Source organism: Actinomadura kijaniata, assembly GCF_014138665.1.
Lineage (GTDB): Bacteria > Actinomycetota > Actinomycetes > Streptosporangiales > Streptosporangiaceae > Spirillospora > Spirillospora kijaniata.
The window spans coordinates 368,478-391,896 of the sequence record NZ_JACJIA010000010.1 but is presented as its reverse complement, the minus strand read 5'-3'; the positions used below and the strand labels follow the sequence as shown (position 1 = coordinate 391,896).

Below are 23,419 nucleotides of genomic sequence, written 5' to 3'. Positions count from 1 at the left end.
TCGACTTGCATGTGTTAAGCACGCCGCCAGCGTTCGTCCTGAGCCAGGATCAAACTCTCCATTAAGGTCTCGCAGACAACCCGGGGGCGAACCCGAGCCGCCAAACCTTCATGGGAATGAATCCCGACATGCAGCCCCGAAGGACTGCTTGCCTCAAAGAAATCCCTGTCGACTCCCGAAAGAGCCGGACGGGGCGATCAGGACCTTGCCTGATCGATAAAGGCACTGGCTTTTAACACGCTGTTGAGTTCTCAAGAAACGGACACCCACCGCGCTCAATCCGCTCGCGCGTCTCTCGCTCCGGGGCGACTCGCTTTACGTTATCAGTTCCGGCCGGTCTGTCAATTTCACCGGTCTTCCCCGATTTCACCCTTTCGGTTTCCCGTTCGGGCGATGTCTCTATTTCACCAGAACCGTCCGACTTTGCAAAATCGGGCGTTTCCGTGGAACGGAGATCCACCTACGGGCACGCGGACGCGACGAAACCGCCTCGTCGGCGTGATCGTTGGTGGGTTCCCCGGGCCGGCCGCCTCATGGGCGTCCTGCATCCCGTTGGGGACAAGGGGAGAATCTATGCACTCCCGTAGACGACGTCAAATCGACAGACCCAGGAGGTCCGCCTCAGAGCGATCGCCTGCTTGCACTCTCACTGTAGGCCAACAGCGCAGTGCTCGCGGACATTCCCGCAACTTCACCCCTCCTGCTCTTCCCGGGCTGCCGCCCGGACGGATGTCAACACAGGTTGACGCTCACCGCCTGTCAACCTACGTTGACATCATGAACGCCAGCACCCGGCCCTGTGTCGCGCTCTCCTGCGGTGTGCTCGCCGGTCCCCTCTTCACGCTCGCTCACCTCCTCGAAGCGTTCACCCGCGACGCCTACGACCCGTTGCGGCATCCGGTCAGTTCGCTCGCCCTCGGTCCCCACGGCTGGACGCAGACGCTCAACTTCCTCGTCACCGGTTCCCTGACGCTCTTGTTCGCCTTCGGGATCCGGCGGACTTCGGGGCCCGTCAGTGGGTCGTTCTGGGGGCCGTTGTTCTTCGGGGTCTGGGCCGTCGGGCTTCTGGGCGCCGGGATCTTCCTCACCGATCCGATCAACGGGTATCCGCCCGGTTCCCCCGACACCCCGCCCTCCCCACCGTTCACGGGGCGTGGCACGACGGGCTGTCGCTCATGGGGTTCGTGTCGTTGGTGGTCGCCTGCTTCGTGTTCGCCAGGCGGTTCGCGCGGGCGGGTGCTCCCGGGTGGGCGTGGGGGTCGGTTCTGTGCGGGGTCGGGTTCGCGGTGCTCATGGGGCTGGCGAACGTGGGTTTCGCCCAGGACGGGAGGTTGGAGAACATCGCCGGGCTCTTCCAGCGTCTGGCCGTCACGCTGGGCCTGGCCTGGCAGGCCCTCCTCGGGCTCTACCTGCTCCGTCACCGTCCCGAGCCACGGTCGGCACGCGTGGTTCCCGAGGGTCGTGGGAGTGCGAGGACCGAGTGATCCGGTGTGCTCCGGTCGCCGTGTTCGTACGTGCCGTCAGAGCGTGGAGAGGAACGCGGTCTCGGGGCCATGGCCACCGATGGGGAACGGGAAACGCAGGTCGGGTCCGAGTTTTTCGCCGGTGGCCAGGTCCCAGGTTCTCAGCACGCCGGCGTTCGCGACCGGCCCGGCGGTGACCGCGACGGGCCGTCCCGCCGCGACCGTGGTGACCAGTCGCCGGATCGCGCCATCGTTGTGGCCGATCTGCCGACCGCTCAGTGGGCCCCAGATGCGGACAGCCTTGCCCCAGCCGGCGGTGTGGACGTCGCCGTCCTCGGCCAGGGGGACGCCGACGCGCCGCATCGTGTGTCCAGGTCCCATAGCTCGGCGGTTCCGCAGTCGTCCTCCTCATCGGCCGTGACGGTCACGGCCGACGGCCGACCGCCCAGGGTCGGGGCGGAAAGGGAGATCGCGGGTCGGCGTCGGTCAGTGCGGGGCCGGGGCCGTGGACGTCCAGGGGCCATACCGCACGGTCTCGTCCGGTTCCGCGCGCCAGCACGACGGGCCGCCCGCCCGCCGTCGCGGTCAGGACCGGTGCCCAGCCTCCGTCGACCAGCGGTTCGCCGATCTGACGGCCGCTGCCCGAGACCGCCACCGGCCGCCGGTCCACGACCGCCACGGCGACGGCGCCGCTTCCGCCGCCGTCGGCGATGGGGGCTCCGATCGCGCGTCCCGTGGCCAGGTCGAGCACGCGGACGGTGCCGCATTCGCTGGCCGTCACCGCCAGCGGCGATCCGCCGGGGGCGCTTCCCATCGCCCGGACGGTCGAGGGGCCGGGGTCGGCGGGCCCGTCCGCCGAGCCGTCGACGGGTGTCCCGTCGGCCCAGCCGAGCGTCCAGGGGCCGGGGTCCGGTGTCTCCTCCGGCGCGAGGGCGCGAACGCCTTGGACTCTCGGGGGTGGCCGTGGCGGGCCGGTTCCTGCGCCGGCAGATGGCGCAGCTCCGCGGCGTCCGCGTCGCCGTGGCAGGTCGCCACCACAGTACTGGCGGGGGTGCCGGTCGCCCGGTCGAGCAGCGAAGTGAGCCGCACGGGCGGCGTTCGCAGGGTGGACCGGGGGTCGGTCAGCAGCGCGTCCGCCTCGTCGGGAGACCGGTACGCAGTCCTGACCGGCACCTTGGCCACGCGCCGGTCGCCTAGTCGGCCGGCTGCGTGTTGATGACCTTGCCTTGGGTGTTCGTCGCCAGGTAGCCGCCGCCGTACTCGTCGCTGAGGTAGAGCATCATGACGGGTTTGTCGCCGGCGAACGTCCAGGACGCCTTCGCGATGATGTACCGGCTGGTCGGCTTCTTCACGTTCAGTGTCTGCTCGGCCCGCTTCATCAGCTGCGGCAGCGCCTCCCAGTTGAACGCGCTGAAGTCGACCTTCGCGTTCTCGGTGATGGCGATGCTGGGGCGGCTCCGCACGGCGGCCTCCGCGCCCTTCTGGTAGGTGTAGTTGTCGAACCGGTCGGGTCGCCCCACCGCGGGCGCGTCGGCGGACGCGTGTGTCTGGTGCACCGTCATCTGGGCGAACCGCTTGCTGCCGGAAGCCTCCTGGAATCTCTTGATGATGCCGCGGATCGTGGCGGGTTCCAGCAGCGTTCCACTCTCCGGCACTCCCTTGCCGTCGGTGCGGTCGCTGTCGCCGGTCACGCGAAGTCCCGGGCGGTCGTTGGTGTCGGCGGCGTCCGACGGTGTCCTGCGCGCGGCCGCGTCCAGGACGCGGGGCAGCACGACGGCGACCGTCGTGACGAGCGTCGCGACCAGCCCGAGCGCCAGGATCGTGATCGCCACGCCGGGCATCCGCGACCGGCGGGGCCGTTCCTGCGCGGGGTGGGTGGGGTTCGGGGCGAAGCCCGGCCCCGTCCCGTGTCCTGGGACCGGCACGGGTCGGGGCCCCGACGGCGCGCCCGGCGCGGGGAACGACGGGGGCGGTGGCAGCGGCACGGACGTCGGGGTGCCGCCCGCCACCGACGCGAGCATGGCGTCGAGCTGCGCCGCCGGGGGGCGCGCCGCCGGCTCCCGGACGAGGAGGGCCCGCAGGACGGGGGCCAGGGCGTCGGCGCGCCGGGCGGGCGGGATCGGCGCGGTCATGACCGCCGCCAGCGTCGCGGCCGTGGTGGGACGACGCAGCGGGTGGGCGCCCTCCACCGCCACGTACATGAGCATCCCGAGCGACCACAGGTCGGACGCGGGGTTGCCCTCCTCGCCGTGCAGCCGCTCGGGCGCGATGTACTCGGGGGAGCCGACGAGGCCGCCGGTCGCGGTGACGCGGGAGGCGTCCTCCAGCACGGCGATGCCGAAGTCGGTGAGCACGGGGGTGCCGTCCGTCCGCAGGAGGACGTTCGCGGGCTTGACGTCGCGGTGGCAGATCCCGGCCTCGTGCGCGGCCCGCAACGCCGCGAGGACGCCGCGTCCGAGCGCGGCCCCCTCGGCCGGGGACATCGGTCCGGCCGACAGCCGCTCCTGGAGCGACCGGCCGCGGACCAGTTCCATCACCAGCCACGGGTGCGGTGTGTCCGGGGAGTCGACGATGTGGTGGATCGTCACCACGTTCGGGTGGTCGATCCGGGCGAGGGCGCGGGCCTCGCGCATCACCCGTTCGCGCATCATCCGCGCGACCCCGGGGTCGAGCCGCGCCGTGTCGACCTCGGCGAGCCGCACCTCCTTCAGCGCCACCTCGCGCTGGAGGGCGAGGTCGAAGGCGCGCCAGACCGTCCCCATCCCGCCGCTGCCGAGCCGGTCGCGCAGTTCGAAGCGCCCGTCGATCACCGTCTTCCCTGTCACGCCCGACAGCCTAGGACCACGACCTCCACCAACACGCTCATATCGCCTCAAACCCACCCGTCCCGGCGGTCCGGACCGCCGGGACGGATTCTGGGCTTCCGCGTCCTGGGCACGCCCGCGGTCACATGCGACGCGCGGGGGCGACGGCGGCGCCGACGTCACCGGGAAGAGCCGCGTCCGGGTGCGGTCCGCCCCGGCGGCGGCCTCGCCTGTTTGCGATCATGTGCGGGTCACAGGGAACCCGTCACTGGAGAACCGGAGCATGACGCACTCCGCAAGCCCGTTGGAGGTCGCCGAGAGCGAGGTGGGGGACCGCGTCGAGGAGCCGTCCGAAGACGCCTTGTTCATGATGCTCCAAGAGCTGGAGCACCCTGCCAACACGTTCCTGACCGTTCAGCCCGACCAGGCGGACCCTTCCTGGTACGCGGTAGCCTCGTTACTGGAGGACGGGCGGTTCGAGGTCGAGCGCCGCGACGTCCGGAGGCGCAGGCACCACCTGACGGTGGAGACCGACCCCTCCCAGATCGCTCGCATGCTGGTCCTCTGGCCCGCCGAATAACGGGTGACGCCGCGGCCGGTCGGGAGGGACGGCCTCTGAGCCTCGTTCCGGGCCTTGCCGTGGCCCGGGGATCCCCGTCATCGGTAGGAGGCGAAGAACTCCCGGATGTCGTTCAGGAGCAGGTCCGGGGCCTCCATCGCCGCGAAGTGGCCGCCACGGTCGAACTCCGACCAGCGCACGATGTTGTTGATCTTTTCTTCGTCCCGGCGCAGCGCGATGTCCTGGACGGTGAACAGCGCCACGGCCGTCGGCACCGGGGACTCCTCCTGCTCGCCCCAGCTCCGCGCGTCCTCGTAGTAGAGCGTGGCCGAGGAGCCCGCCGTGCCGGTCAGCCAGTAGATCGTGACGTCGGTGAGCAGCAGGTCCCGGTCGATCGCCTCGTGCGGCAGCTCCTTCGCCAGGTCGGTCATGTCCCTGATCTTGTCGACGATCCAGGCGAGCTGGCCGGCGGGCGAGTCGGTCAGGCCGTAGGCGAGGGTCTGCGGCCGGGTCGACTGGATGGCGATGTAGCCGCCCGCCTCGTTCATGAACTCGCGCATCCGCCGCACCCGGGCGCGTTCGAGGTCGGTCAGCGTCGGGTCGTCCTCCTCGGCGCTGGGGTAGGTCGTGCCGCCGTTGATGTGGACGGCGACGACGTTGTCGGGTGCGGCCAGGCCCAGCGCCCGGGTGATGCCGCTCCCGAAGTCGCCTCCCTGGGCGCCGTAGCGGTCGTAGCCGAGCCGGCGCATCAGTTCGGCCCAGGCGGCGGCGACGCGCCCGGTCGACCAGCCGGCCTCGCGGGTCGGGCCGGAGAACCCGAAGCCGGGGATCGACGGGATGACCAGGTGGAAGTCGCGGGAGAGCGGCTCGATCAGGTCGAGGAACTCCACGATCGAGCCGGGCCAGCCGTGGGTCAGGATCAGCGGCAGGGCGTCGGGCCGGTCGGAGCGGACGTGGAGGAAGTGGACGTCGTGCCCGTCGATCTCGGTGACGAACTGCGGGTGGGCGTTCAGCCTGGCCTCCCAGGCCCGCCAGTCGTAGCCGTCGGCCCAGTGGTCGGCGAGCTCCCTGAGGTAGCCGACCGGGACCCCGCGGCTCCACCCCTGACCGTCGATCTCGCTGGGCCAGCGGGTGTGCCGCAGCCGGTCGCGCAGGTCGTCCAGCTCGGCCTGCGGGATCTCGATGCGGAACGGGCGGATGGCGCTGTCGTTGCTCATGTCAGGAACGCTACGGCGCACCTAGGTCGATCACCGTCCTAGGTGTGCGGCAGGGTGGACTCCATGATGGAAACCTCGGCTCGGCTGCTGCGGCTGCTGGCGTTGCTCCAGGTCCACCGCTGGTGGTCGGGCAGGGAACTGGCGGACCGGCTCGGCGTGAGCCCGCGCACCGTCCGCCGTGACGTGGAGCGCCTGCGCGAACTCGGCTACGCCGTGGACGCCACCGCGGGCGCGGCGGGCTACCGGCTGGGACCGGGGGCCGGTATGCCGCCGCTGCTGCTGGACGACGAGGAGGCGGTGGCGGTCGCCGTGGGGTTGCGCACCGCCGCGGGCGGCACCGTGGCCGGGATCGCCGAGAGCTCGGTGCGGGCCCTGGTCAAGCTGGAGCAGGTGCTGCCGTCCCGGCTGCGGCACCGCGTCCACGCGTTGCAGACGATGACGGTCCCGATGGCCTCCGGCGGCCCGACCGTCTCCCCCGACACCCTGACGGCGGTCGCGGCGGCCTGCCGGGACCACGAGACCCTCCGGTTCGACTACCGGGCCCGGGAGGGAGACCCGAGCAGGCGGATGGCGGAGCCCTACCGTCTGGTGGCCGGCGGACGCCGCTGGTACCTGGTCGCCTACGACCTCGACCGCGCGGACTGGCGCACGTTCCGCCTGGACCGGCTCACCCTGCGCACCCCCAACGGCCCGCGGTTCATCCCCCGCGACCCGCCCCATACCGACATCGCCGGATACACCTCACACGCGGTCTCCAGCGCGCCCTACCGCTACCAGGGCCGCTTCACCGTGCACGCGCCCGCCGCCGTCGTGGCCGAGCGGGTCGCCCCGACCGCCGGCAGGATCGAGCCCGTCGACGCCCGGACCTGCACGCTGGACTGCGGCTCCGACTCCCTGGACGAGCTGGTCCTGTGGGTGGGCCTGATAGGCGTTCCCTTCACCGTGCACGGGCCGCCCGAGCTGGTCGAGCACATCCGAGCGCTCGCCGCCCGCCTGGGGGACGCGACGCCCCCGTCCCCGGGAGACGGCCCCGAGCGTGAACGGTGGAGAGAACAGCGCGCCGGGTGACGGCCGCCCGGACGACGGCGCGCCGGCCCCGTGCCCCTAGCCGAGGGAGCGGCGGTAGCGGACCTTGCTGACGAGGAAACCGTCGCTGCGGTCCTCGTCCCGGCCGCCGTCGTCCTTCCACCCCTGCCCTTCGTAGAAGGCGCGGGCGCGGCGGTTGTCCACCAGCACCCAGAGGGACGCCTCGGCGTACCCCGCCTCGGCCAGGGTCTCGACGACCCGGGTCATGAGGGCCTTGCCGGCGCCGGTCCCCCACACCTGGGGCAGCGTGTAGAGCGAGCCGATCATGCCGACCGACGAGGGGTCGTCGGCGTCGTCGGTCGGGTAGAAGTGCGAGTATCCGGCGATCGCGCCGTCGCGTTCGAGCGCCAGCATGCCCGACCGGGGCCAGTCGGTCTCGCCGAGGACCCTGTCCCAGGTGGCCTGGATGGCCGCCACGTCCAGCCCGGCGAGGTGCGATTCGGGCATCAGTCCCCGGAAGGCCGCCCGCCAGGAGGCGACCTTGACCCGCGCGAGCGCTCCGGCGTCCGCGGGGGCCGCCGGCCGGATGTGCTGTGACAACGTCCCTCCAAAGGGCGAGCGCTCAGGTGTCCGGTGAACGCTAGACCCGCCGCGCCCGAAGATCAATCGTGATTCCGGCGGCCGTCGCCGCGGCCTCGGTGTCCGGCCGGTGCCGTCGCTCGTGTCCCCGGTCTCGGGCCGCCGTTCACCAGCAGCTCAGGCGGCCCCTTGCAAGGGGGGCGACCTGGCCGGAGCTGGCCTTTGAATGGTAAAGGTTGAACTTCGTTTACGGCCGCCGCGTCGATTGGATGAGGTGGCCAACCCCCGCACACTTGGAGGTGCACTGCATGAGTTACTACCAGCCGCCCGGGCAGGGGTACGGCGGTTATTCGGCTCCGCCGCCCCAGTCTCCCCCGCCGAACCATCTGGTGTGGGCGATCCTGACGACGATCCTCTGCTGTCTGCCGGGCGGCGTCGTCTCGATCGTGTACGCGGCGCAGGTCAACTCCAAGTGGTCGGCGGGTGATTACCAGGGGGCCATGAAGGCGTCGAAGAACGCCAAGACCTGGGCGATCGTCTCGGCGGTCGTGGGGTTGGTCGGCAGCGCCATCTACCTGGTCGCCATGTTCGCCCTCAACAGCAACTCCAGCAGCTACTGACGACGGGTTCGATGGGAGACGAACGTCGGTCCGCTCCGCACGCGCCGAGCGGACCGCCGGTCGCCGTCGCGCGACGGCTGGCCGTTCCGGCGGGGGTGTTGGCGTTGGCCGTCGGGGCGGTGGCGTACGTCGGCGCGGTCGACCCGAACCAGCCCGGGCACTACCCGACGTGCCCGTTCTTGTTGTTGACGGGGTTGCAGTGCCCGGGATGCGGGTCGCTGCGGACGCTGCACGCGCTGGCGCACGGGGACGTCGGCACCGCGCTGGGACTGAACGTGCTGACCGTCGCGATGGTGCCGGTCCTCGCGTTCTTCTGGGCGCGGTGGGCGGTGGCGCGGGCGCGCGGGGTGCCCACGCGGAGGAAGGCGGGTGATCCGCGGGCGATCTGGGGGCTGTTCGCGGTCGTCGTCGTGTTCTGGGTGGTGCGGAACCTGCCGTTCGGGACGTTTCTCGCCGCCTGACCGGGAATGCCGGGCCCGGGTGCGGTACCGCGCCCGCGCATGGTCTTGATGGGGAGGCGACGATGGCGGACGAACGCGCGTTGGTGCTGGGCGGCGGAGGGGTCGCGGGCATCGCGTGGCAGACGGGCGTGCTGGCGGGGCTGGCCGCGGCGGGCGTCGAGGTGACCGACGCCGACCTGGTGGTCGGGACGTCGGCGGGCTCGACGGTCGCGGCCCAGGTGACCAGCGGGTTGCCGTGGGAGGAGCTGCTGGCGCGGCAGACCGATCCGGGCAGGCGGAGCGAGGAGCTGGTTCCGGCGGGGTCGGTGGCCGAGGCGCTGGAGCGGATGCTGACGTTGCGGTCGGAGGGGCTGGAGCCCGCGGAGGTCCGCCGGCGGGTCGGGGCGCTGGCGCTGGCGGCCGAGACGGTGCCGGAGTCCGCGCGGCGCGCGGTGATCGAGGGACGGCTGCCGGTGCGCGAGTGGCCGCGGCGGCCGCGGCTGGTGATCCCGGCGGTGGAGGCGATCTCGGGCGCCCCGGTGCTGTTCGACGCCGAGTCGGGGGTGGACCTGGTGGACGCGGTCGCGGCGAGCTGCGCGGTGCCGGGGATCTGGCCGCCGGTGACGATCGCGGACGCCCGGTACGTGGACGGCGGGCTGCGGTCGATGAACAACGCGGACCTGGCGGCGGGCCACGGGCGGGTGCTGGTGGTGGCGCCGTTCGCCGACCCGGTGCTGGAGGAGGACGTGGCCGGGCTGACCGGGGACGGCGCGCGGGTCGAGGTGGTCGCGCCGGACGAGGCGTCGGCGGCGGCGTTCGGGACCGATCCGCTGGATCCGGCGACGCGGACGCCGGCGGCCGAGGCCGGGTACGCGCAGGGGCGCGCGGAGGCCGAGCGGGTCGCGGCGCTCTGGAAGTGAGCGGCGGGCCGCCGCCTCCGGAGGGGCGGCGGCCCGCGCGGCCGGTCAGGTGGTGATCGGCTCGGTGGCGGGGGTCTCGCCGGCGTCGGCGGGCCGGTCCCGGGTGAGCACGTTGAACACCAGGTTCAGGACGATGGCGGTGAGGGCGGCGACGGTGATGCCGCCGCCGAGGACGGCCGCCAGGTCCTTGGGCAGGTTCTGGGCGAACTGCGGCACGACGGTGGGCAGGAAGCCCGCCCCGGCGCTGATGGCGACGATGAGCGCGTTGCGCTCGTCGCGCAGGTCGGCCTTGGCGAGGGTCTGGATCCCGACGACGGCGACCATGCCGAACATCGCGACGGCCGCGCCGCCGAGCACGTCGCTGGGGATGCCCGCGACGTAGGCGGCGGCCTTGGGGAACAGGCCGAGCAGGATCATGATCGCGCCGGCGGCGACCACGACGAAGCGGCTGCGGACGCCGGTGAGGCGGACCAGGCCGACGTTCTGGGCGAAGCAGGTGTAGGGGAACGAGTTCAGGGCGCCGCCGAGGAAGGTGGAGACGCCGTCGGCGCGCAGCGCGCGGGTGATGCCGTCCCGGCCGACCTCGCGGCCGACGATCTCGCCGGTGGCCTTGGCGTCGCCGATGGTCTCCACGACGGTGACCATCATGACCAGGACCATCGCGACGATCGCGCCGAGGTGGAAGGTGGGCGCGCCGTAGTGGAACGGGGTGGTGACGCCGAGCCAGTCGGCCTTGCCGACCTGGTCGAAGGTGGTGTCGCCGAGCAGCCAGGAGACCAGGGTGCCGCCGACCAGGCCGAGCAGGACCGCGATGCTGGACAGGAACGGGCGGCGCAGCCGGTACAGCGCCAGGATGAACAGCAGGGTGCCGCCCGCGTAGGCCAGGTGCTTCGGGTCGCCGAACTCGGGGGTGCCCTTGACGGCCGCGCCGCCGGCGGCGTCGGTGAGGGCGGTGGGCAGCAGGAGCAGCCCCATCATCATCAGGACGGTGCCGGTGACGACCGGCGGGAAGATCCGCAGGATGCGGCCGAGGAACGGCGCGGCCAGGAACGTCAGCAGGCCCGCGGTCATGGTGGCGCCGTAGATGGCCAGCAGGGCGGCGGTGGGGGTGGCCGCGCCCTGCCCGATGGCGATCATGGGGGCGACGGCGGTGAAGGTGACGCCCTGCACGATGGGCAGCCGGACGCCGATCCGCCAGAAGCCGAGGGCCTGGATGATGGTGGCGATGCCGCAGGTGAACAGGTCGGCGTTGATGAGGTAGACGAGCTGTTCGGGGGACAGTCCGATGCCGGAGGCGACCAGCAGGGGGACGATGACGGCGCCCGCGTAGAAGGCCAGGACGTGCTGGAAACCGTAGAGGGCGAGCTTGGGGACGGGGAGGACCTCGTCGACGGGGTGGACGTCGGGCCGGGTGCGGGGTCCCGCTTCGGACATGCCTGCCTTGCCTTCCAGGTAGGTGAATGACATGTGTGGTGCGTCGGTGGCGGGCAGGGGCGGGCGCGCCCCTGCCCTCCGGGCGGATCCAGCGGCCGCGGTGACGGATTCCGCGGGCGGGGCGGGCCGCGGGACCGGAGGATGGTCCGGCAATGGCGGCGTTTGCCCTGATCCAAGGGGTGTCACGATAACGGAGCCGCCCCGGCCGTGATCGGCCGGGGCGGCTCCGTGGACGGGCGGGTCCGGGGTCAGACCTTCGGGTTGAGGGCGGCGTGCAGCTCGGTCTTGAGCTCGTCCTTGGTGCGGGAGGACACGCCGGTGAGGCCCTGGCGTTCGGCCTGGGCGACCAGCTCCTCCTTGCTCATGGCGTCCAGGTCGCGGCCGGAGGTGGCGGCCAGCCGGGTCTTCTCGGCCTCCTCGGCCTGGTGGAACGCCTCGGCGACGCGGGCGGCCTCGTCCTCGTCGAGGGCCTGGTTGAGCTCGGGGAGGATGCTGCTCTCCTCCTCCTCCACGTGGTGGTCCACCGACTCGACGAACTTCTCCAGCCTGTCCGTGAAGTCCTCGGTGCCGGGCTCGGCGGCCTGGAGGGCGCGCAGGTGCTCCTCGGCCTCGCGGTGCTCCTCGACGCCGTGGAAGACGTCGCCCTTGTCCTCGGGGGACTTGACCGCGAGCTTGGGGTAGACCTCGGCCTCCTCGGCCTTGCCGTGGGCGACGAAGAGGATGGACATCTCGGCGAGGGTCTTCTCGTCGGGGTTCTTGCGGAGCTGGTCGAACATCCGCTCCAGGGTGCGGTGGTCGTTCTTGATGGCGGCGACGACCGCGTTGTCCGGCATGCTGCCCCCTGTTGATCATCATTGGTCGGGACAGCGATGTTCCCGTGGAGCGGGCGGGCAAACAGGCGGCGCTACCCGCGGCGGTCGGCGGCCCCGTAGGTGAGGCGGCGCAGGACCGCCTCGGCGGGGCCGCGCCGGCCCGCGCGTTCCAGGGCGTGGGCGGCGGCGACCGTCACCAGCCAGACGCCGATCGCGAACAGCGCCACCGTCGCGCTGTTGAGGTGCGCGCCGAGGCCGAGGCCCCAGGCCGCCAGGACCGGCGCGAAGATCAGCGAGTGGGTCAGGTAGGTCGACAGGGAACGCTTGCCGACCGCCGTGACCGCGGCCGTGACGGGGTGGCGGCGGGCGCGTCCGGACAGGTGGTGGGCCAGCAGCGCGAACACCGCCACGTAGCCGACGCCGCCGAACGTCCCGGTCACGTCGCGCAGCGCGGCCAGCGTGCCCTCGGCGCTGAGCGCGGCGGGCGGGACGTGCCAGATCCCGCTGTGGGCCAGGGCCATCGGCAGCGCGCCCAGCCAGCCGACCGGGACGGCGACGGCGGCGGTCCAGCGCAGCAGCCGCAGGTGCCGGTGCGGCTCCTCCAGCACGCGGCGGCGCGCCGCCCAGAACGCCAGGATCATCTGCGGCGCCGTCAGCATCAGCGGCCCGCCGACGAAGGTGACGAAGAACCCGGTGGTGGCGCGGGTGCCCATCGCGTCGAGGTAGCTCTCGGTCCCGGAGGCGTACTCCCTGGTGGAGGGCGGGTCCCCGGCGGCGGGGCCGAACGCGCCGACGTCGCCGCCGGCCAGCGCCCACAGCGGCCCGGAGTACAGCAGCACCGTGACGACCGCGGCGATCCCGGCCCACACCAGCTGCGTGCGGGGCCTGCGGCGCAGGAACAGCAGGACCAGCAGCAGGCTCGCCACGCCGTACGCGCCGACGATGTCCCCGGCCATCAGCAGCGTGGAGTGCAGCAGCCCGATGACGATCAGCCAGAAACCGCGCCGGTACAGCAGGCGGGCCGCGCGGCGCTCGCTCGTTCCGGCGGCGGTCTGGCGCAGGAACATCTGCATCATGCCGTAGCCGAACAGGAACCCGAACAGCGGGTACACCCGCATGTCCAGGGTGATGATCATGATGAGGCGGACGGCGCGGTCGAGCGCCGAGCCGTCCACCGGATGCCATCCGGAGGGCCCGTGCTCGGCCGCGTAGAGGTGGAAGGCGGTGTTCGACAGCACGATCAGCAGCAGCATCAGGCCGCGCGCCAGGTCGGGGGCCAGCGCCCGCTCCCGTGCCCGCACGCCGCCCCGCGCCACGCGTGCGGTCCGCGGGTCCCTGAGCCCGTCCGTGGTCTGGTCCATGCTCCGACGCTCTCAGGGCGGGACGCGGCCGGGCTTCGGCCGGATGGCCAGCGGGGACCGACCAAGGTCTAGGGTCGGCCGTCCAGTCGTCGACGCAGCCAGGCCAGGGCGATGTCGCCCTGGGCGCGCTGGAAGGCGCGCAGGGTCGGCAGGCCGGGCGGGGCGGGCAGCCGCGCCATGTGGACGAAGAAGCCGGTGACCGCCGCCAGGACGGCGGTGACCGCGTCGCCGTCGGCTCCGGCGGCGACGGGGTGGGCGTCGAACACCTCCTGCGGCGGCGGGCCGCCCTGCATGCGGACGCAGGGCAGGGCCAGCAGCAGGTCGAACCACGGCGGGGCCAGGCACGCCCACGGCCAGTCCACGACCACCACCCGGTCGGGGGTGAGCAGCAGGTTGTCGGCGCGGATGTCGGCGTGGGCGAGGGTGGCTCCGGCGGCGGCGGCGTCCTCCCAGGTCGCCTCGACGGCGGCGAGGCGGTCCAGGCGGCCCAGGGCCCAGGGGTCGAGGTCGTCCACCCCGGTGGAGCCCGCCAGGCGCCGCCATCCCCGGAACTGCTCGGTCCAGCGTTCGGCGGCGGTGGGCGCCTCGACGGGCGCGGGGGTCATCGTCGCCGCCAGCGCGGCCAGGGCGTCGAGCACGCGCCGCAACTCGCCGGCGTCCCACGGCTCGCGGGGCGGCCGCCCGTCGATGTCCTCGAACGCCAGCGCGACCCAGTCGCCCTGGTCGACCGCGCCGCAGAACGCGGGCACCGGCGCGGCCGGGGGAAGCGCCGCCGCCACCCGCGCCTCGGCGCGGTGCAGCTCCGGGGTCTCGGGGTTCGGCTCGGCCCCGGCCGCCTTGACGAAAGCGCGCCGCCCGTCGGCCAGCCGCAGCCGCGCGGCGACCCCCGGCGAGAACCCGCCCGGCTGGGTGACGGCCTCGGCGACCCGGCCGCCGAGCAGGTCCTCGACCGCGCGCCGGAGGCGTTCGGGCGCCTCCCACCAGCTCATCCGCGCACCGGCGGCGGGCGGGGCGATGTTCTCCCCGGTCATGCGTGCCTCCTCCCCGGACGGGTAGGCCGACCAGCATGACCACCAAGGGCACGCTGTTCAAGACGTTTTCCGTGACGGCGGCCGCCGCCGCGCTCGGCGCCGTCTCCACCGACCCGCGCTCCACCTGGTACCTGCGCCTGGACAAGCCGCCGTGGCAGCCGCCGCCGACGGCGTTCCCGCTGGTGTGGACGCCGCTGTACGCGTCGCTGGCGTACGCGGGCGCGCGGGCCCTGGACAGCGCCGACGGCGCGGAGCGGCGCGGGCTGCGCCGGGCGCTCGGCTGGAACCTGGCGCTCAACGCCGCGTGGACGCCGCTGTTCTTCGCCGCCAGGCGCCCGCGCGCGGCGCTCGCCGAGATCGCGGCGCTGAACGCCGCCAACCTGCTGCTGGCCCGCCGCGCCTGGCGCGCCGACCGCCGCGCGGGGCTCCTGCTGATGCCCTACCTGGGGTGGACGGCGTTCGCGACGGCCCTCAACACCGCGATCGTGCGCCGCAACCCCTGACCTCAGGTCACCGGAACGATCTCGGCCCGCACCAGCGCGCCGTCGGCGACGTCGAGCAGCCCGACCGTGCCGTGGGGCTGGCGGCGGCGGTCGGTGGGCGATCCGGGGTTGAAGATCCGCAAATGCTCGTCGTGCTCGTCGAGCGGGATGTGGGAGTGGCCGAACACCACCAGGTCCGCGCCGGGGAACCAGCGCCGCATCCGCCCGAGCCTCCCCTTGGCCTGCCCGCTGTCGTGCACCATCGCGACCCTGAGCCCGGCGAGCTCCAGTTCGAGGCGCTCGGGCGCGCCCCACCCGGCGACGTCGGGGCCGTCGTTGTTGCCGAGGACGGCGTGGACGGGCGCGTACTGGGCGAGCTCGTCCAGCACGCCGGCGGTGCAGACGTCCCCGGCGTGCAGGATCACGTCCGCGCCCCGCAGATGCTCGGCGACCCGGGGCGGGCACGCCCTCCACCGCCGGGGCGCATGGGTGTCGGACAACACGACGACTCTCACGCCGACCATTGTCCCGCGGGTGGGGTGCCCTAACCCTGGGGAGGGGTGAGGATCCCGGTGGTGGGGCCGAGGGTCGTGATGCGGCCGAGGTCACCTCGTCGCAGACCAGCACGCCGGGGTCGGCACATCGGCGCCGGCCTGCGGCGCGCCGCAAAACCCGTCGCCGCCGGGGGGCCGCCCTCCGTACCTTGACGCCATGAACCCCAACGACGCCATGAACGCGGACGTTCCGGCCTGGGCGCGCGGCGTCACGCGCGTGGCGGTCCTGACCGGCGCGGGCGTGTCCACCGACTCCGGCATCCCCGACTACCGGGGACCGGAGGGCCTCTGGACGAAGGACCCGTCGCTGGCCGGGCTGTTCACCCGCGAGCACTTCCTCGCCGACGCCGAGGGGCGGCGGCGCTTCTGGCGGATCTACGCCGGGATGCGCCGCGACGGCGTGCGGCCGAACGTCGCGCACGAGGCGCTGGCCAGGCTGGACGCGTCCGGCGTCGCCGTGCGCGTGCTCACCCAGAACATCGACGGCCTGCACCAGAAGGCGGGACTGGCCGCGCGCAAGGTGCTGGAACTGCACGGCAACATGGCCGAGGCCGAATGCACGCGCTGCCACGTCAAGGAGCCGATCGGCGCGGTGTTCGACCGGATGGCGGCCGGGGAGGACGATCCGGCGTGCCGGTCGTGCGGCGCCGTGGTGCAGCCGTCGATCGTGATGTTCGGGCAGTTCCTCGACCCGGACGTGCTGTCGCACGCGGCCGCCATCGCGCGGGCCGGCGGCCTCTTCCTGGCGGTCGGCAGCTCGCTGACCGTGGAACCCGCCGCCGGGCTGTGCGCGGTGGCGGTGGAGAGCGGCGCGACCCTCGTCATCGTCAACCGCGACCCGACCCCCTACGACCACCTGGCCGCCGAGGTCGTGCGGGAGCCGGTCGGCGTCGCGCTGCCCCGCATCTGCGACGCCATCATTTGCGACCGAAAAGCCGGATCTATAGGCGGGACATAAACATCGTCGGCGGAAGTGAAGAACATCACAATTGGCGAAGTCCCGCCGGAGCCGTCCGGCTGTCGCGTCCGCACCAACGAGGGTCCGGAATCCGCTACGGTCAAGGTCGCCGCGTCGGCAACGGAAGGAAGACACCACACACATGGCCGAGAAGGTCATTCGCGTAGACGACATCGACGGCTCCGAGGGAAGCGACGTCTCCAAGCGGGACTTCGACGTTCTCGGGCGGACGTTCACGATCGACCTGAGCGACGACAACCACAAGCGTCTGGTCGAGACGCTGGAGACGCTCAACCTGTTCGTCGAGCACGCCACCGAGGTCAAGGCCGCCCGGAAGGGCCGCAAGTCGACCAGCGCCGTCAAGCTCAAGGGCTACACCAACGCCGACGTCCGCGAATGGGCGATGAGCAACGACATCGAAGTCACCGAACGTGGCAAGATCTCCGATGAGGTCTATGCTGCATTCATCGAGGCTCACCCGGACGCGAAGCCGGACGCATAGCAAAGAGGTCCCCGCATGGCACAGAAGGTCGAAGTCCTTCTCGTCGACGACATCGACGGCGGAGAGGCGGACGAGACGGTCAGCTTCTCCCTCGATGGAATCACTTACGAGATCGATCTGAGCAAGGAGAACGCCGCCAAGCTCCGCAAGGAGTTCGAGCCGTTCGTCGCGCACGCCCGCAAGGCCCGCAAGGTCGGGGCCCGTCCCGGACGCGGCACGACCCGCACCGCCGGCACCCGCGAGCGCTCGGCCGAGATCCGCGAATGGGCGAAGTCCCAGGGGATCAAGGTCAACGAGCGGGGCCGCATTCCGCGCGACGTGATCGAGAAGTACGAGGCCGCCCACTAGACCGGGTGCGCGCCGCTTCCCGAGGGGCCGGGTGATTCGTTCACCCGGCCCCTTTGCGTGCGTATCGGACCGTGCCGCCGCGGGGCCATTGGTAGATCATTTGTCAGGGATTCCGGTAAGGCCGGCCGGCCGGGACCGGGAAAGGCCCGCCCCGCCGGGCGTCCCGATCTCCGGCCTCCGTTCCGGCGGGGCCGGGGAATGCCGGCCGCCCTGTCAAGGCACGGCATTCCTGTGTTTCCCGCCGGCGGCCCCGGAATGGCCGCCCCGGTCAACGGGCCGAGGCGGGCACCCGTTCGGTGATGGTGACGCCCGGCGTGACGCCGGAGACGCCGAATTGGAAGTTGCGCTCCACCTCGGCGATCTCGGCGGCGTTCGGATTGGGGTTACGGCACGAGGTTCCGGCGCTGGCGCCCGACATCAGATCCGAGCAAAGGCCGGTACGGCGGTCGGGAAGGCCGAGGATGTGCCCGAGTTCGTGGCTGGCGATACGCAGCGCGTAATGGCCCTGCGCGGTGGCCTGGCGGCCCATCCACACCCTTCCGCGGCCCAGCCCGGCGGGCTGGGCGCGGGGCCATCCGTTGTCGGCGTACACCACGACGTCGGCGGGCGTTCCGGCGACGAACCGCACGTTGCGGACGTGCTGGTTCCAGATCTGCGCGCCCTGGTCCACGACCGTGCGGAACTCGGCGGCGCGGCTGGCGTCGTACCGGATCACGCGCACCGCGGCGGGCGCGGCCTGCGAGCGTTCGCCGGACGGCGCGGACGGCGCGGACGGCGCGGCCTGGGCGGGGGCGGTCATCACCCCGGTGGCCAGGGCGGCGCCCAGCAGCGCGCCGCCCAGTGTTCTCGACAGCCTGGATACGTGCATGGGGGACCTCCGGTGTTCGGCGGGGAGGCGTCCGCCGCCAGGGCCGAGGCGGCGGACGCCGAGCGGGGTGGGAGCCGGATCAGCGGGCGGACGCGCCGCTACCGATGATCTGCTGGATGCGCGTGCGGTAGGCGGTTACGTCGCCGTAGATCGCCGGGGAGACCGCGCACGTCCCGGCCGTTCCGCGGCTGGTCGCGCCGACCAGTTGCCACGCGCCGGGCCCGCCGATCAGGGCCGGGCCGCCGGAGTCGCCGTAGCAGGCGCCCCGGCCGCCGCCGCCCTGGATGCACAGCTCGGTCGCGGCGCTGATGCCCGAGCAGGAGGAGTCGCTGATGATGCGGGTGTCGAGCTGGCGCAGCCCGACCGGCGCGGGACCGCAGCCGCGCGTCGAGCACGTCTGGCCCCAGCCCAGCAGCCGGGTGGCCGAGCCGACCGGCGCGCTGGTCGCGATCTGGATGGGACCGGTGGTGATGGGGCTGGCCAGGCGCAGCAGCGCCACGTCGCTGCCGACGACCTGCCGGGCGGCGACGCGGGCGACCTGGCCGCCGGAGGTGCGGTTGGTGGTGCCGACGCGGACCTGGTACGGCGTCCCGCAGTGCGCGGCGGTGACGACCCAGGTCGGCGAGACCAGCGAGCCGCCGCAGGTGTGGCTGCCCGAGGCGCTCTGCAGCGACGCCATGAACGAGTACGTCTCGGTCGCGGGCACCCCGCCCACGATCTTCGGGCTGGGCGGCGGGGTCGGCTCGGCGTTGGCCACGGAGGTGCCCGCGAGCGTGACGACGGCGGCGGGCAGGACGGCCAGCAGATGACGTTTCCTCACGAGGGGGTGTCCCTTCACTGAAGCGGGGGTGAAACGTGCTGACCGCAGGGCCCTGTCGGTCTGTCGGTCCCGGCGCCTCGGTGGGTGCGGCCGGGATCGATGGACCGACTATCGACCGTTGGGACGGAATTGGCCACCTTTGGGCAGTGCCGAGGCCCGATCCTGATGGACCAACAGAAGGCCGCCGCCCCGGTCCACCTGCGAGGACGGAAGGCGGCGTGAGCCGAACTTGAAGGTCGTCAGTTTTTCGGAAGCTTCCCGAACGTCATCGAAGAGCGGCCGCCCGGCCCTGGGAACGCCGAAGGCCGGCTCCGTCTTCCGGAACCGGCCTTGTGATCCGCTTCGGGGTTCGGGGGTCGCCCCCCGAAAAACACTGCGGGCCACCGGGAAGGCGCGAAGCGCCGACCATGATGGCCCGCCACGTGGGCGATACTGGGTTCGAACCAGTGACCTCTTCGGTGTGAACGAAGCGCTCTCCCACTGAGCTAATCGCCCTCGGTCCGTCTTCCCGCCCCTGCGGGGGCGTTCCGACAGGAAAACTTTAGCGCATCCCGGGGCGTCCTCGTGCCGCCCGGCAAGCGCACTGGTCAGGGCCCCGGGAACGCCGAAGGCCGGTCCCGTCTTCCGGAACCGGCCTTGTGATCCGCTTCGGGGTTCGGGGGTCGCCCCCCGAAAAACACTGCGGGCCACCGGGAAGGCGCGAAGCGCCGACCACGGTGGCCCGCCACGTGGGCGATACTGGGTTCGAACCAGTGACCTCTTCGGTGTGAACGAAGCGCTCTCCCACTGAGCTAATCGCCCTCGGTCCGTCCTCCCGCCCCTGCGGGGGCGTTCCGACAGGAAGACTTTAGCGCATGACGTGAGCGGTTCGCGCAGGGAAAAACGGTCAGCGCGGGGCCGCGTGCGCGGGGGTGGCGGTGCGGCCGCCGGGGTGGCGGTGCCGCCAGATGACGAACACGACGGTGGAGACCAGCGCCCACGCCCCCAGGGTGAGGAACGGCGTCGCGTGCTGGTGCCCCTGGAAGTAGAGGGCGGTGTGCTGGGCGCTGACCGAGGCGCCGGGCGGCAGCCAGCGGCCGATCTCGCCGAGCGGGGACGGCAGCAGGGGCCAGGAGACCGCGCCGCCGGAGGAGGGGTTGCCGACCAGGACCATCAGGCCCCAGGTGGGCAGCATCGCCCAGCGTCCGACGAGGGTGTTGAACATGGTGAAGACCATGCCGCTGGTGAACATGGTGAGCGCCAGGATGGACCAGGACTCGGGCACCGGCAGTCTCAGCACGCCGAGCAGCCCGTCCACGACGGCGACGATGGCCCAGGAGCCGAGGGCGGCGTAGGCGGCGGTGAACGCGACGCGTTCGGCGGGTCTGAGGGCCTTGGCGTGCACGCTGAGCTGGATCGCGCCGACGAACCCGATGATCACGGCGGCCAGCGAGATGTAGAAGATCGCCAGGCCCTGCGGGTCGGTCGGCTGGAGCGGCCGGACGTCGCGGACCCGGACGGCGGGGTCGGCGTGCCGGGCGGTCTGGGTGAGCAGGCGGGCCACCGAGGCCCCGGCGGCGCCGGCGACGTCCACCTCCGAGCCGTCGAAGACCGCGAAGACGGTCTGCTCCTCGACGCCGCGCAGGGCGGCGGCGCGGTCGGGGTAGCGGTGGACGACCAGGCTGGCGCCCAGTTCGCGGCGCATGGCCGCCGGCAGGCGCTGCGGCGGGTCGCCGGTGACCGCGACCGGGATGCGGTGCGGGCCGGGGTTCGCCATGGCGTAGGTGTAGGTACCGGCGAACAGCCCGGCGGCAGCGGCCAGGATGAGCGTCAGCACCACCGCCGGGACGAACGGCGACCCGCGGAACGCCGCCCAGTGCTCCCGCGGGGTGCGGCGCCGGGCGTGGGGATGTCTCCGCGGGTCATCGCGCATTCCCTCACGTTAGGTGACGGTGCGCTCACTCACTTCCAGGGGGTCCAGTCCTGGATGTCCCAGGGGAGTTTGAAGTCGTAGACCATCAGGTAGGCCACGACCGCCGCGCCGACCAGGATGCCGACGACGACGCCGAGGATGGCGTTGCGGCGCTTGGCCTTGGGGTCGAGGGCCTTCTCCTTGGCGCGTTCGGCGGCCTTCTTGGCGTGGTGCAGGGCGCGCTGGGCCCAGGCGAACTCGGTCGCCAGGATCGCCAGGCCGACGACGATGCCGAGGATGCCGGGGCCGGGGGCCACCATCATGACCAGGCCGCCGATCAGGACGGTCACGCCGACGGTGAAGACCCCGATCCGCCAGGTGGTGTTCAGCAGCGGGTTGCGCCGCACGTACTCGCGGAAGCGTCCCAGCCGACCGTGCGCGGGCAGTTGGTCCACCGGCGGGGGCGGTGCTTCCTTTTCATGCTCTGTCGCCACGGAAATCACCCTACGCCAGAGTGGTGTGGAGAACGTGCGAGAGGCCCGTTTTCTGCGGGCAATAGGAGCACTCCGATCTTCACACAGAAGGGGTGGCGGTGTCCCGGAGACTTCTTGATCGGCCCCGCCGTGTTGGGGGAAATGACCTTGTTTGCCCAGGTCAGGGGGCGCTTTCTTGCGAGTGAGATAGATCACACTCGGGGGTGGCGGCGGAATGTTCCCACATCTCGCACCAGTTACGCGTCATAGATCGCGGGGACATCCGTGGGAGGGAGTGAAGCACCTGCCCGGAACGCCCGCGAGTTCGCGGGACCGACGTCAGAAGGAATGGCCATGAACAGCAGCACGACCGTCTCAGCCGAGCTTGGCCTCCGCCTCGTCGTCCCCGACCGCACGACCGTCCCCCTGCTCGCAGGCCTGGAGTACGCGGCCGACGACCCGTACGCCATCCGCATGGCCTTCTACGTCGGTGACGACGAGCCGGTGGAGTGGATCTTCGCTCGCGAACTTCTCACGGTCGGCATCGTGCGCAGGGTCGGGGACGGTGACGTGGAGGTCTGGCCCGCGGAGGACGATGACGACACCCTGAACATCGCGCTGTCCTCCCCGTTCGGGGACGCGCTGTTCGAGGCGCCCCTGTCGCCGCTGGCCGAGTTCCTGCACCGCACCTACCAGGCGGTGCCGGCCGGCCAGGAGACCGAGTTCATCGACATCGACGCCGAGCTGGAGCACCTGCTCTGGTCCTCCTGACCCCCGGCGTCCCGACCCCTGGCGTCCGCACCGGTGCTCACTCCGACAACCGGGCGATGTGCCGCATCTTGTTCATCGCGTCCAGCGCCGCCACCTTGTAGGACTCGGCCAGCGTCGGGTAGTTGAACACGGCGTTGACCAGGTAGTCCACGGTCCCCCCGCAGCCCATGACGGTCTGCCCGATGTGCACCAGTTCGGTGGCCCCCGTCCCGAACACGTGCACGCCGAGCAGGGACCGGTCCTCCGGCGACACCAGCAGTTTCAGCATCCCGTAGGAGTCGCCGATGATCTGGCCGCGGGCCAGCTCCCGGTAGCGGGAGACGCCGACCTCGAACGGCACCTTGGCCTCGGTCAGCTCGTCCTCGGTGCGCCCGACGAAGCTGATCTCGGGGATCGTGTAGATCCCGATGGGCTGGAGCTCGTGCATGCCCCACACCGGGTCGCCGCAGGCGTGGTGGGCGGCCAGCCGTCCCTGCTCCATGGAGGTGGCGGCCAGCGCGGGGAAGCCGATCACGTCGCCGACGGCGTAGATGTGCGGGACCTCGGTGCGGTAGTACTCGTCCACCTGGATCCGGCCGCGCGGGTCGGCGGCGAGCCCGGCGGCCTCCAGGTGGAGGTCGTCGGTCATCCCCTGCCGTCCGGCCGAGTACATGACGGTGTCGGCGGGGATGCGCTTGCCGCTCTCCAGCACGGTGATCGCGCCGCGCGAGGTGCGTTCCACGGCGGCGACGGTCTCCCGGAACCGGAAGGTGACCGCCAGGTCGCGCAGGTGGTACTTGAGCGCCTCGACGATCTCCAGGTCGCAGAACTCCAGCATCCGCTCGCGCCGCTCCACCACGGTGACCTTGGTGCCGAGGGCGGCGAACATCGAGGCGTACTCGATGCCGATCACCCCGGCGCCGACCACCACCATCGTGTCGGGGACGCGGTCCAGGTGCAGGATGCCGTCGGAGTCGATCACCGTGCGCTCGTCGAAGGCGACCGAGTCGGGGCGGGCCGGACGGGTCCCGGTCGCGATCACGACGCGGTCGGCGGTGACCTTGTGCTCGCGGCCGTCCTCGCCGGTCACCCCGATCTGGTCGGGGGCCAGGAAGCGGCCGGTGCCGGGCAGGACGGTGACGTGGTTGCGGGCCAGCTGGCTGCGGATCACGTCGACCTCGCGGCCGATCACGTGCTGGGTGCGCATCCCGAGGTCGGCGACCGTGATCTCCTCCTTGACCCGGTAGCTCTGCCCGTACAGCTCGCGCTGGTTGAGCCCGGTGAGGTACAGCACCGCCTCGCGCAGCGTCTTGGACGGGATCGTGCCGGTGTTGATGCACACGCCGCCGATCATGGTGCGGCGGTCCACGATGGCCACCCGGCGGCCGAGCTTGGCGGCGGCGATGGCCGCGCGCTGCCCGCCGGGGCCCGAGCCCAGGACGAGCACGTCGAAGTCGCTCACGTTCCCCAGTGTGACCCGTGGGGGTCGTCCGCATAAGGGCTCGTC

Annotated in this window: 26 protein-coding genes, 2 tRNA genes, 1 rRNA gene and 1 pseudogene; 12 read left to right on the top strand and 18 right to left on the bottom strand. The window is 72.2% G+C overall.

Annotated elements, in window-relative coordinates:
* Positions 1-65, bottom strand: a 16S ribosomal RNA gene (locus HNR61_RS33390); the annotation flags it as partial.
* A gap of 328 nt (positions 66-393) precedes the next feature.
* On the opposite strand from HNR61_RS33390, the pseudogene HNR61_RS50555 reads away from it, so the two are divergent.
* Positions 394-1,107, top strand: a pseudogene (locus tag HNR61_RS50555) (DUF998 domain-containing protein); the annotation flags it as partial.
* A complete protein-coding gene (locus HNR61_RS50170) occupies positions 1,026-1,484 on the top strand; it encodes a DUF998 domain-containing protein (RefSeq protein ID WP_376770288.1) in 459 nt (152 codons plus the stop codon). The pseudogene HNR61_RS50555 and the gene HNR61_RS50170, both read left to right, overlap by 82 nt.
* Before the next feature lie 36 nt (positions 1,485-1,520).
* On the opposite strand, the gene HNR61_RS33380 is transcribed toward HNR61_RS50170, so the two are convergent.
* The 3 genes from HNR61_RS33380 to HNR61_RS33370 form a co-directional block, all read right to left on the bottom strand.
* A complete protein-coding gene (locus tag HNR61_RS33380; RefSeq protein WP_182847108.1) occupies positions 1,521-1,826 on the bottom strand; it encodes a hypothetical protein in 306 nt (101 codons plus the stop codon).
* Positions 1,827-1,887: 61 nt separating this feature from the next.
* The gene (locus HNR61_RS33375) at positions 1,888-2,277 is read right to left on the bottom strand and encodes a hypothetical protein (protein ID WP_182847107.1); all 390 of its coding nucleotides are present in this window, start codon (positions 2,275-2,277) and stop codon (positions 1,888-1,890) included.
* A gap of 379 nt (positions 2,278-2,656) precedes the next feature.
* Positions 2,657-4,288 (bottom strand): serine/threonine-protein kinase, encoded by a 1,632-nt coding sequence (locus HNR61_RS33370; protein WP_312898221.1) that lies wholly within the window; start codon positions 4,286-4,288, stop codon positions 2,657-2,659.
* A 262-nt stretch (positions 4,289-4,550) separates the two neighbouring features.
* On the opposite strand from HNR61_RS33370, the gene HNR61_RS33365 reads away from it, so the two are divergent.
* Positions 4,551-4,847: a hypothetical protein gene (locus HNR61_RS33365; RefSeq protein ID WP_182847106.1), complete on the top strand. Its 297-nt coding sequence runs from the start codon at positions 4,551-4,553 to the stop codon at positions 4,845-4,847.
* 77 nt (positions 4,848-4,924) lie between these two features.
* Here the strand turns inward: HNR61_RS33365 and HNR61_RS33360 are convergent, their stop codons facing one another.
* Entirely contained in the window at positions 4,925-6,043 is a 1,119-nt protein-coding gene (locus HNR61_RS33360) for an epoxide hydrolase family protein (protein WP_182847105.1), read from the bottom strand.
* Between the two features lie 63 nt (positions 6,044-6,106).
* On the opposite strand from HNR61_RS33360, the gene HNR61_RS33355 reads away from it, so the two are divergent.
* The gene (locus HNR61_RS33355; RefSeq protein ID WP_182847104.1) at positions 6,107-7,111 is read left to right on the top strand and encodes a helix-turn-helix transcriptional regulator; all 1,005 of its coding nucleotides are present in this window, start codon (positions 6,107-6,109) and stop codon (positions 7,109-7,111) included.
* Between the two features lie 36 nt (positions 7,112-7,147).
* On the opposite strand, the gene HNR61_RS33350 is transcribed toward HNR61_RS33355, so the two are convergent.
* On the bottom strand, positions 7,148-7,669 hold the full coding sequence (locus HNR61_RS33350) for a GNAT family N-acetyltransferase (protein WP_182847103.1): 522 nt from the start codon (positions 7,667-7,669) through the stop codon (positions 7,148-7,150).
* A gap of 287 nt (positions 7,670-7,956) precedes the next feature.
* Between HNR61_RS33350 and HNR61_RS33345 the strand changes: the two genes are divergently transcribed.
* The 3 genes from HNR61_RS33345 to HNR61_RS33335 all read left to right on the top strand — a co-directional run bounded on the left by HNR61_RS33345 (position 7,957) and on the right by HNR61_RS33335 (position 9,628).
* Positions 7,957-8,268 carry a CD225/dispanin family protein gene (locus tag HNR61_RS33345; RefSeq protein WP_182847102.1) on the top strand — a complete coding sequence of 104 codons (312 nt, stop codon included), beginning with the start codon at positions 7,957-7,959 and terminating at the stop codon, positions 8,266-8,268.
* Between the two features lie 11 nt (positions 8,269-8,279).
* On the top strand, positions 8,280-8,729 hold the full coding sequence (locus HNR61_RS33340; RefSeq protein ID WP_182847101.1) for a DUF2752 domain-containing protein: 450 nt from the start codon (positions 8,280-8,282) through the stop codon (positions 8,727-8,729).
* 62 nt (positions 8,730-8,791) lie between these two features.
* Entirely contained in the window at positions 8,792-9,628 is an 837-nt protein-coding gene (locus tag HNR61_RS33335) for a patatin-like phospholipase family protein (protein WP_182847100.1), read from the top strand.
* A gap of 45 nt (positions 9,629-9,673) precedes the next feature.
* Here the strand turns inward: HNR61_RS33335 and HNR61_RS33330 are convergent, their stop codons facing one another.
* The 4 genes from HNR61_RS33330 to HNR61_RS33315 form a co-directional block, all read right to left on the bottom strand.
* Positions 9,674-11,062 (bottom strand): nucleobase:cation symporter-2 family protein, encoded by a 1,389-nt coding sequence (locus tag HNR61_RS33330; protein ID WP_182847099.1) that lies wholly within the window; start codon positions 11,060-11,062, stop codon positions 9,674-9,676.
* Positions 11,063-11,310: 248 nt separating this feature from the next.
* Positions 11,311-11,895 carry a hemerythrin domain-containing protein gene (locus tag HNR61_RS33325; RefSeq protein WP_182847098.1) on the bottom strand — a complete coding sequence of 195 codons (585 nt, stop codon included), beginning with the start codon at positions 11,893-11,895 and terminating at the stop codon, positions 11,311-11,313.
* 71 nt (positions 11,896-11,966) lie between these two features.
* Complete coding sequence (locus tag HNR61_RS33320; protein ID WP_182847097.1) at positions 11,967-13,235, bottom strand: DUF418 domain-containing protein; 1,269 nt, start codon at positions 13,233-13,235, stop codon at positions 11,967-11,969.
* A 68-nt stretch (positions 13,236-13,303) separates the two neighbouring features.
* The gene (locus HNR61_RS33315; protein WP_182847096.1) at positions 13,304-14,266 is read right to left on the bottom strand and encodes a phosphotransferase; all 963 of its coding nucleotides are present in this window, start codon (positions 14,264-14,266) and stop codon (positions 13,304-13,306) included.
* A 35-nt stretch (positions 14,267-14,301) separates the two neighbouring features.
* On the opposite strand from HNR61_RS33315, the gene HNR61_RS33310 reads away from it, so the two are divergent.
* Positions 14,302-14,769: a TspO/MBR family protein gene (locus HNR61_RS33310; RefSeq protein WP_182847095.1), complete on the top strand. Its 468-nt coding sequence runs from the start codon at positions 14,302-14,304 to the stop codon at positions 14,767-14,769.
* 2 nt (positions 14,770-14,771) lie between these two features.
* On the opposite strand, the gene HNR61_RS33305 is transcribed toward HNR61_RS33310, so the two are convergent.
* Positions 14,772-15,251 (bottom strand): metallophosphoesterase family protein, encoded by a 480-nt coding sequence (locus HNR61_RS33305; RefSeq protein WP_312898223.1) that lies wholly within the window; start codon positions 15,249-15,251, stop codon positions 14,772-14,774.
* Between the two features lie 208 nt (positions 15,252-15,459).
* Here HNR61_RS33305 and HNR61_RS33300 point away from each other — a divergent pair, with 208 nt between their 5' ends.
* From HNR61_RS33300 to HNR61_RS33290, 3 genes are all read left to right on the top strand, one after another.
* Positions 15,460-16,260 (top strand): SIR2 family NAD-dependent protein deacylase, encoded by an 801-nt coding sequence (locus HNR61_RS33300; protein WP_246444150.1) that lies wholly within the window; start codon positions 15,460-15,462, stop codon positions 16,258-16,260.
* A gap of 142 nt (positions 16,261-16,402) precedes the next feature.
* Entirely contained in the window at positions 16,403-16,762 is a 360-nt protein-coding gene (locus HNR61_RS33295) for a histone-like nucleoid-structuring protein Lsr2 (RefSeq protein WP_182847093.1), read from the top strand.
* A 15-nt stretch (positions 16,763-16,777) separates the two neighbouring features.
* Positions 16,778-17,110, top strand: a complete 333-nt coding sequence (locus HNR61_RS33290) for a histone-like nucleoid-structuring protein Lsr2 (RefSeq protein ID WP_067825983.1) — start codon at positions 16,778-16,780, stop codon at positions 17,108-17,110.
* Between the two features lie 268 nt (positions 17,111-17,378).
* Here HNR61_RS33290 and HNR61_RS33285 read toward each other — a convergent pair whose 3' ends face one another.
* The 6 genes from HNR61_RS33285 to HNR61_RS33260 form a co-directional block, all read right to left on the bottom strand.
* Positions 17,379-17,978, bottom strand: a complete 600-nt coding sequence (locus HNR61_RS33285; protein ID WP_182847092.1) for a snapalysin family zinc-dependent metalloprotease — start codon at positions 17,976-17,978, stop codon at positions 17,379-17,381.
* 79 nt (positions 17,979-18,057) lie between these two features.
* Positions 18,058-18,798 carry a S1 family peptidase gene (locus HNR61_RS33280; RefSeq protein ID WP_182847091.1) on the bottom strand — a complete coding sequence of 247 codons (741 nt, stop codon included), beginning with the start codon at positions 18,796-18,798 and terminating at the stop codon, positions 18,058-18,060.
* Positions 18,799-19,221: 423 nt separating this feature from the next.
* Positions 19,222-19,293: transfer RNA gene (locus HNR61_RS33275), tRNA-Val, on the bottom strand.
* Positions 19,294-19,527: 234 nt separating this feature from the next.
* Positions 19,528-19,599 (bottom strand) — tRNA-Val (locus HNR61_RS33270).
* A gap of 85 nt (positions 19,600-19,684) precedes the next feature.
* Entirely contained in the window at positions 19,685-20,710 is a 1,026-nt protein-coding gene (locus tag HNR61_RS33265; protein WP_182847090.1) for an ABC-2 transporter permease, read from the bottom strand.
* 29 nt (positions 20,711-20,739) lie between these two features.
* The gene (locus tag HNR61_RS33260) at positions 20,740-21,183 is read right to left on the bottom strand and encodes a TIGR02611 family protein (protein ID WP_182847089.1); all 444 of its coding nucleotides are present in this window, start codon (positions 21,181-21,183) and stop codon (positions 20,740-20,742) included.
* 333 nt (positions 21,184-21,516) lie between these two features.
* On the opposite strand from HNR61_RS33260, the gene HNR61_RS33255 reads away from it, so the two are divergent.
* Positions 21,517-21,933 carry an SsgA family sporulation/cell division regulator gene (locus tag HNR61_RS33255; protein WP_182847088.1) on the top strand — a complete coding sequence of 139 codons (417 nt, stop codon included), beginning with the start codon at positions 21,517-21,519 and terminating at the stop codon, positions 21,931-21,933.
* Between the two features lie 37 nt (positions 21,934-21,970).
* On the opposite strand, the gene sthA is transcribed toward HNR61_RS33255, so the two are convergent.
* Positions 21,971-23,374: a Si-specific NAD(P)(+) transhydrogenase gene (gene sthA / locus HNR61_RS33250; protein WP_182847087.1), complete on the bottom strand. Its 1,404-nt coding sequence runs from the start codon at positions 23,372-23,374 to the stop codon at positions 21,971-21,973.
* Positions 23,375-23,419 lie beyond the last annotated feature (45 nt).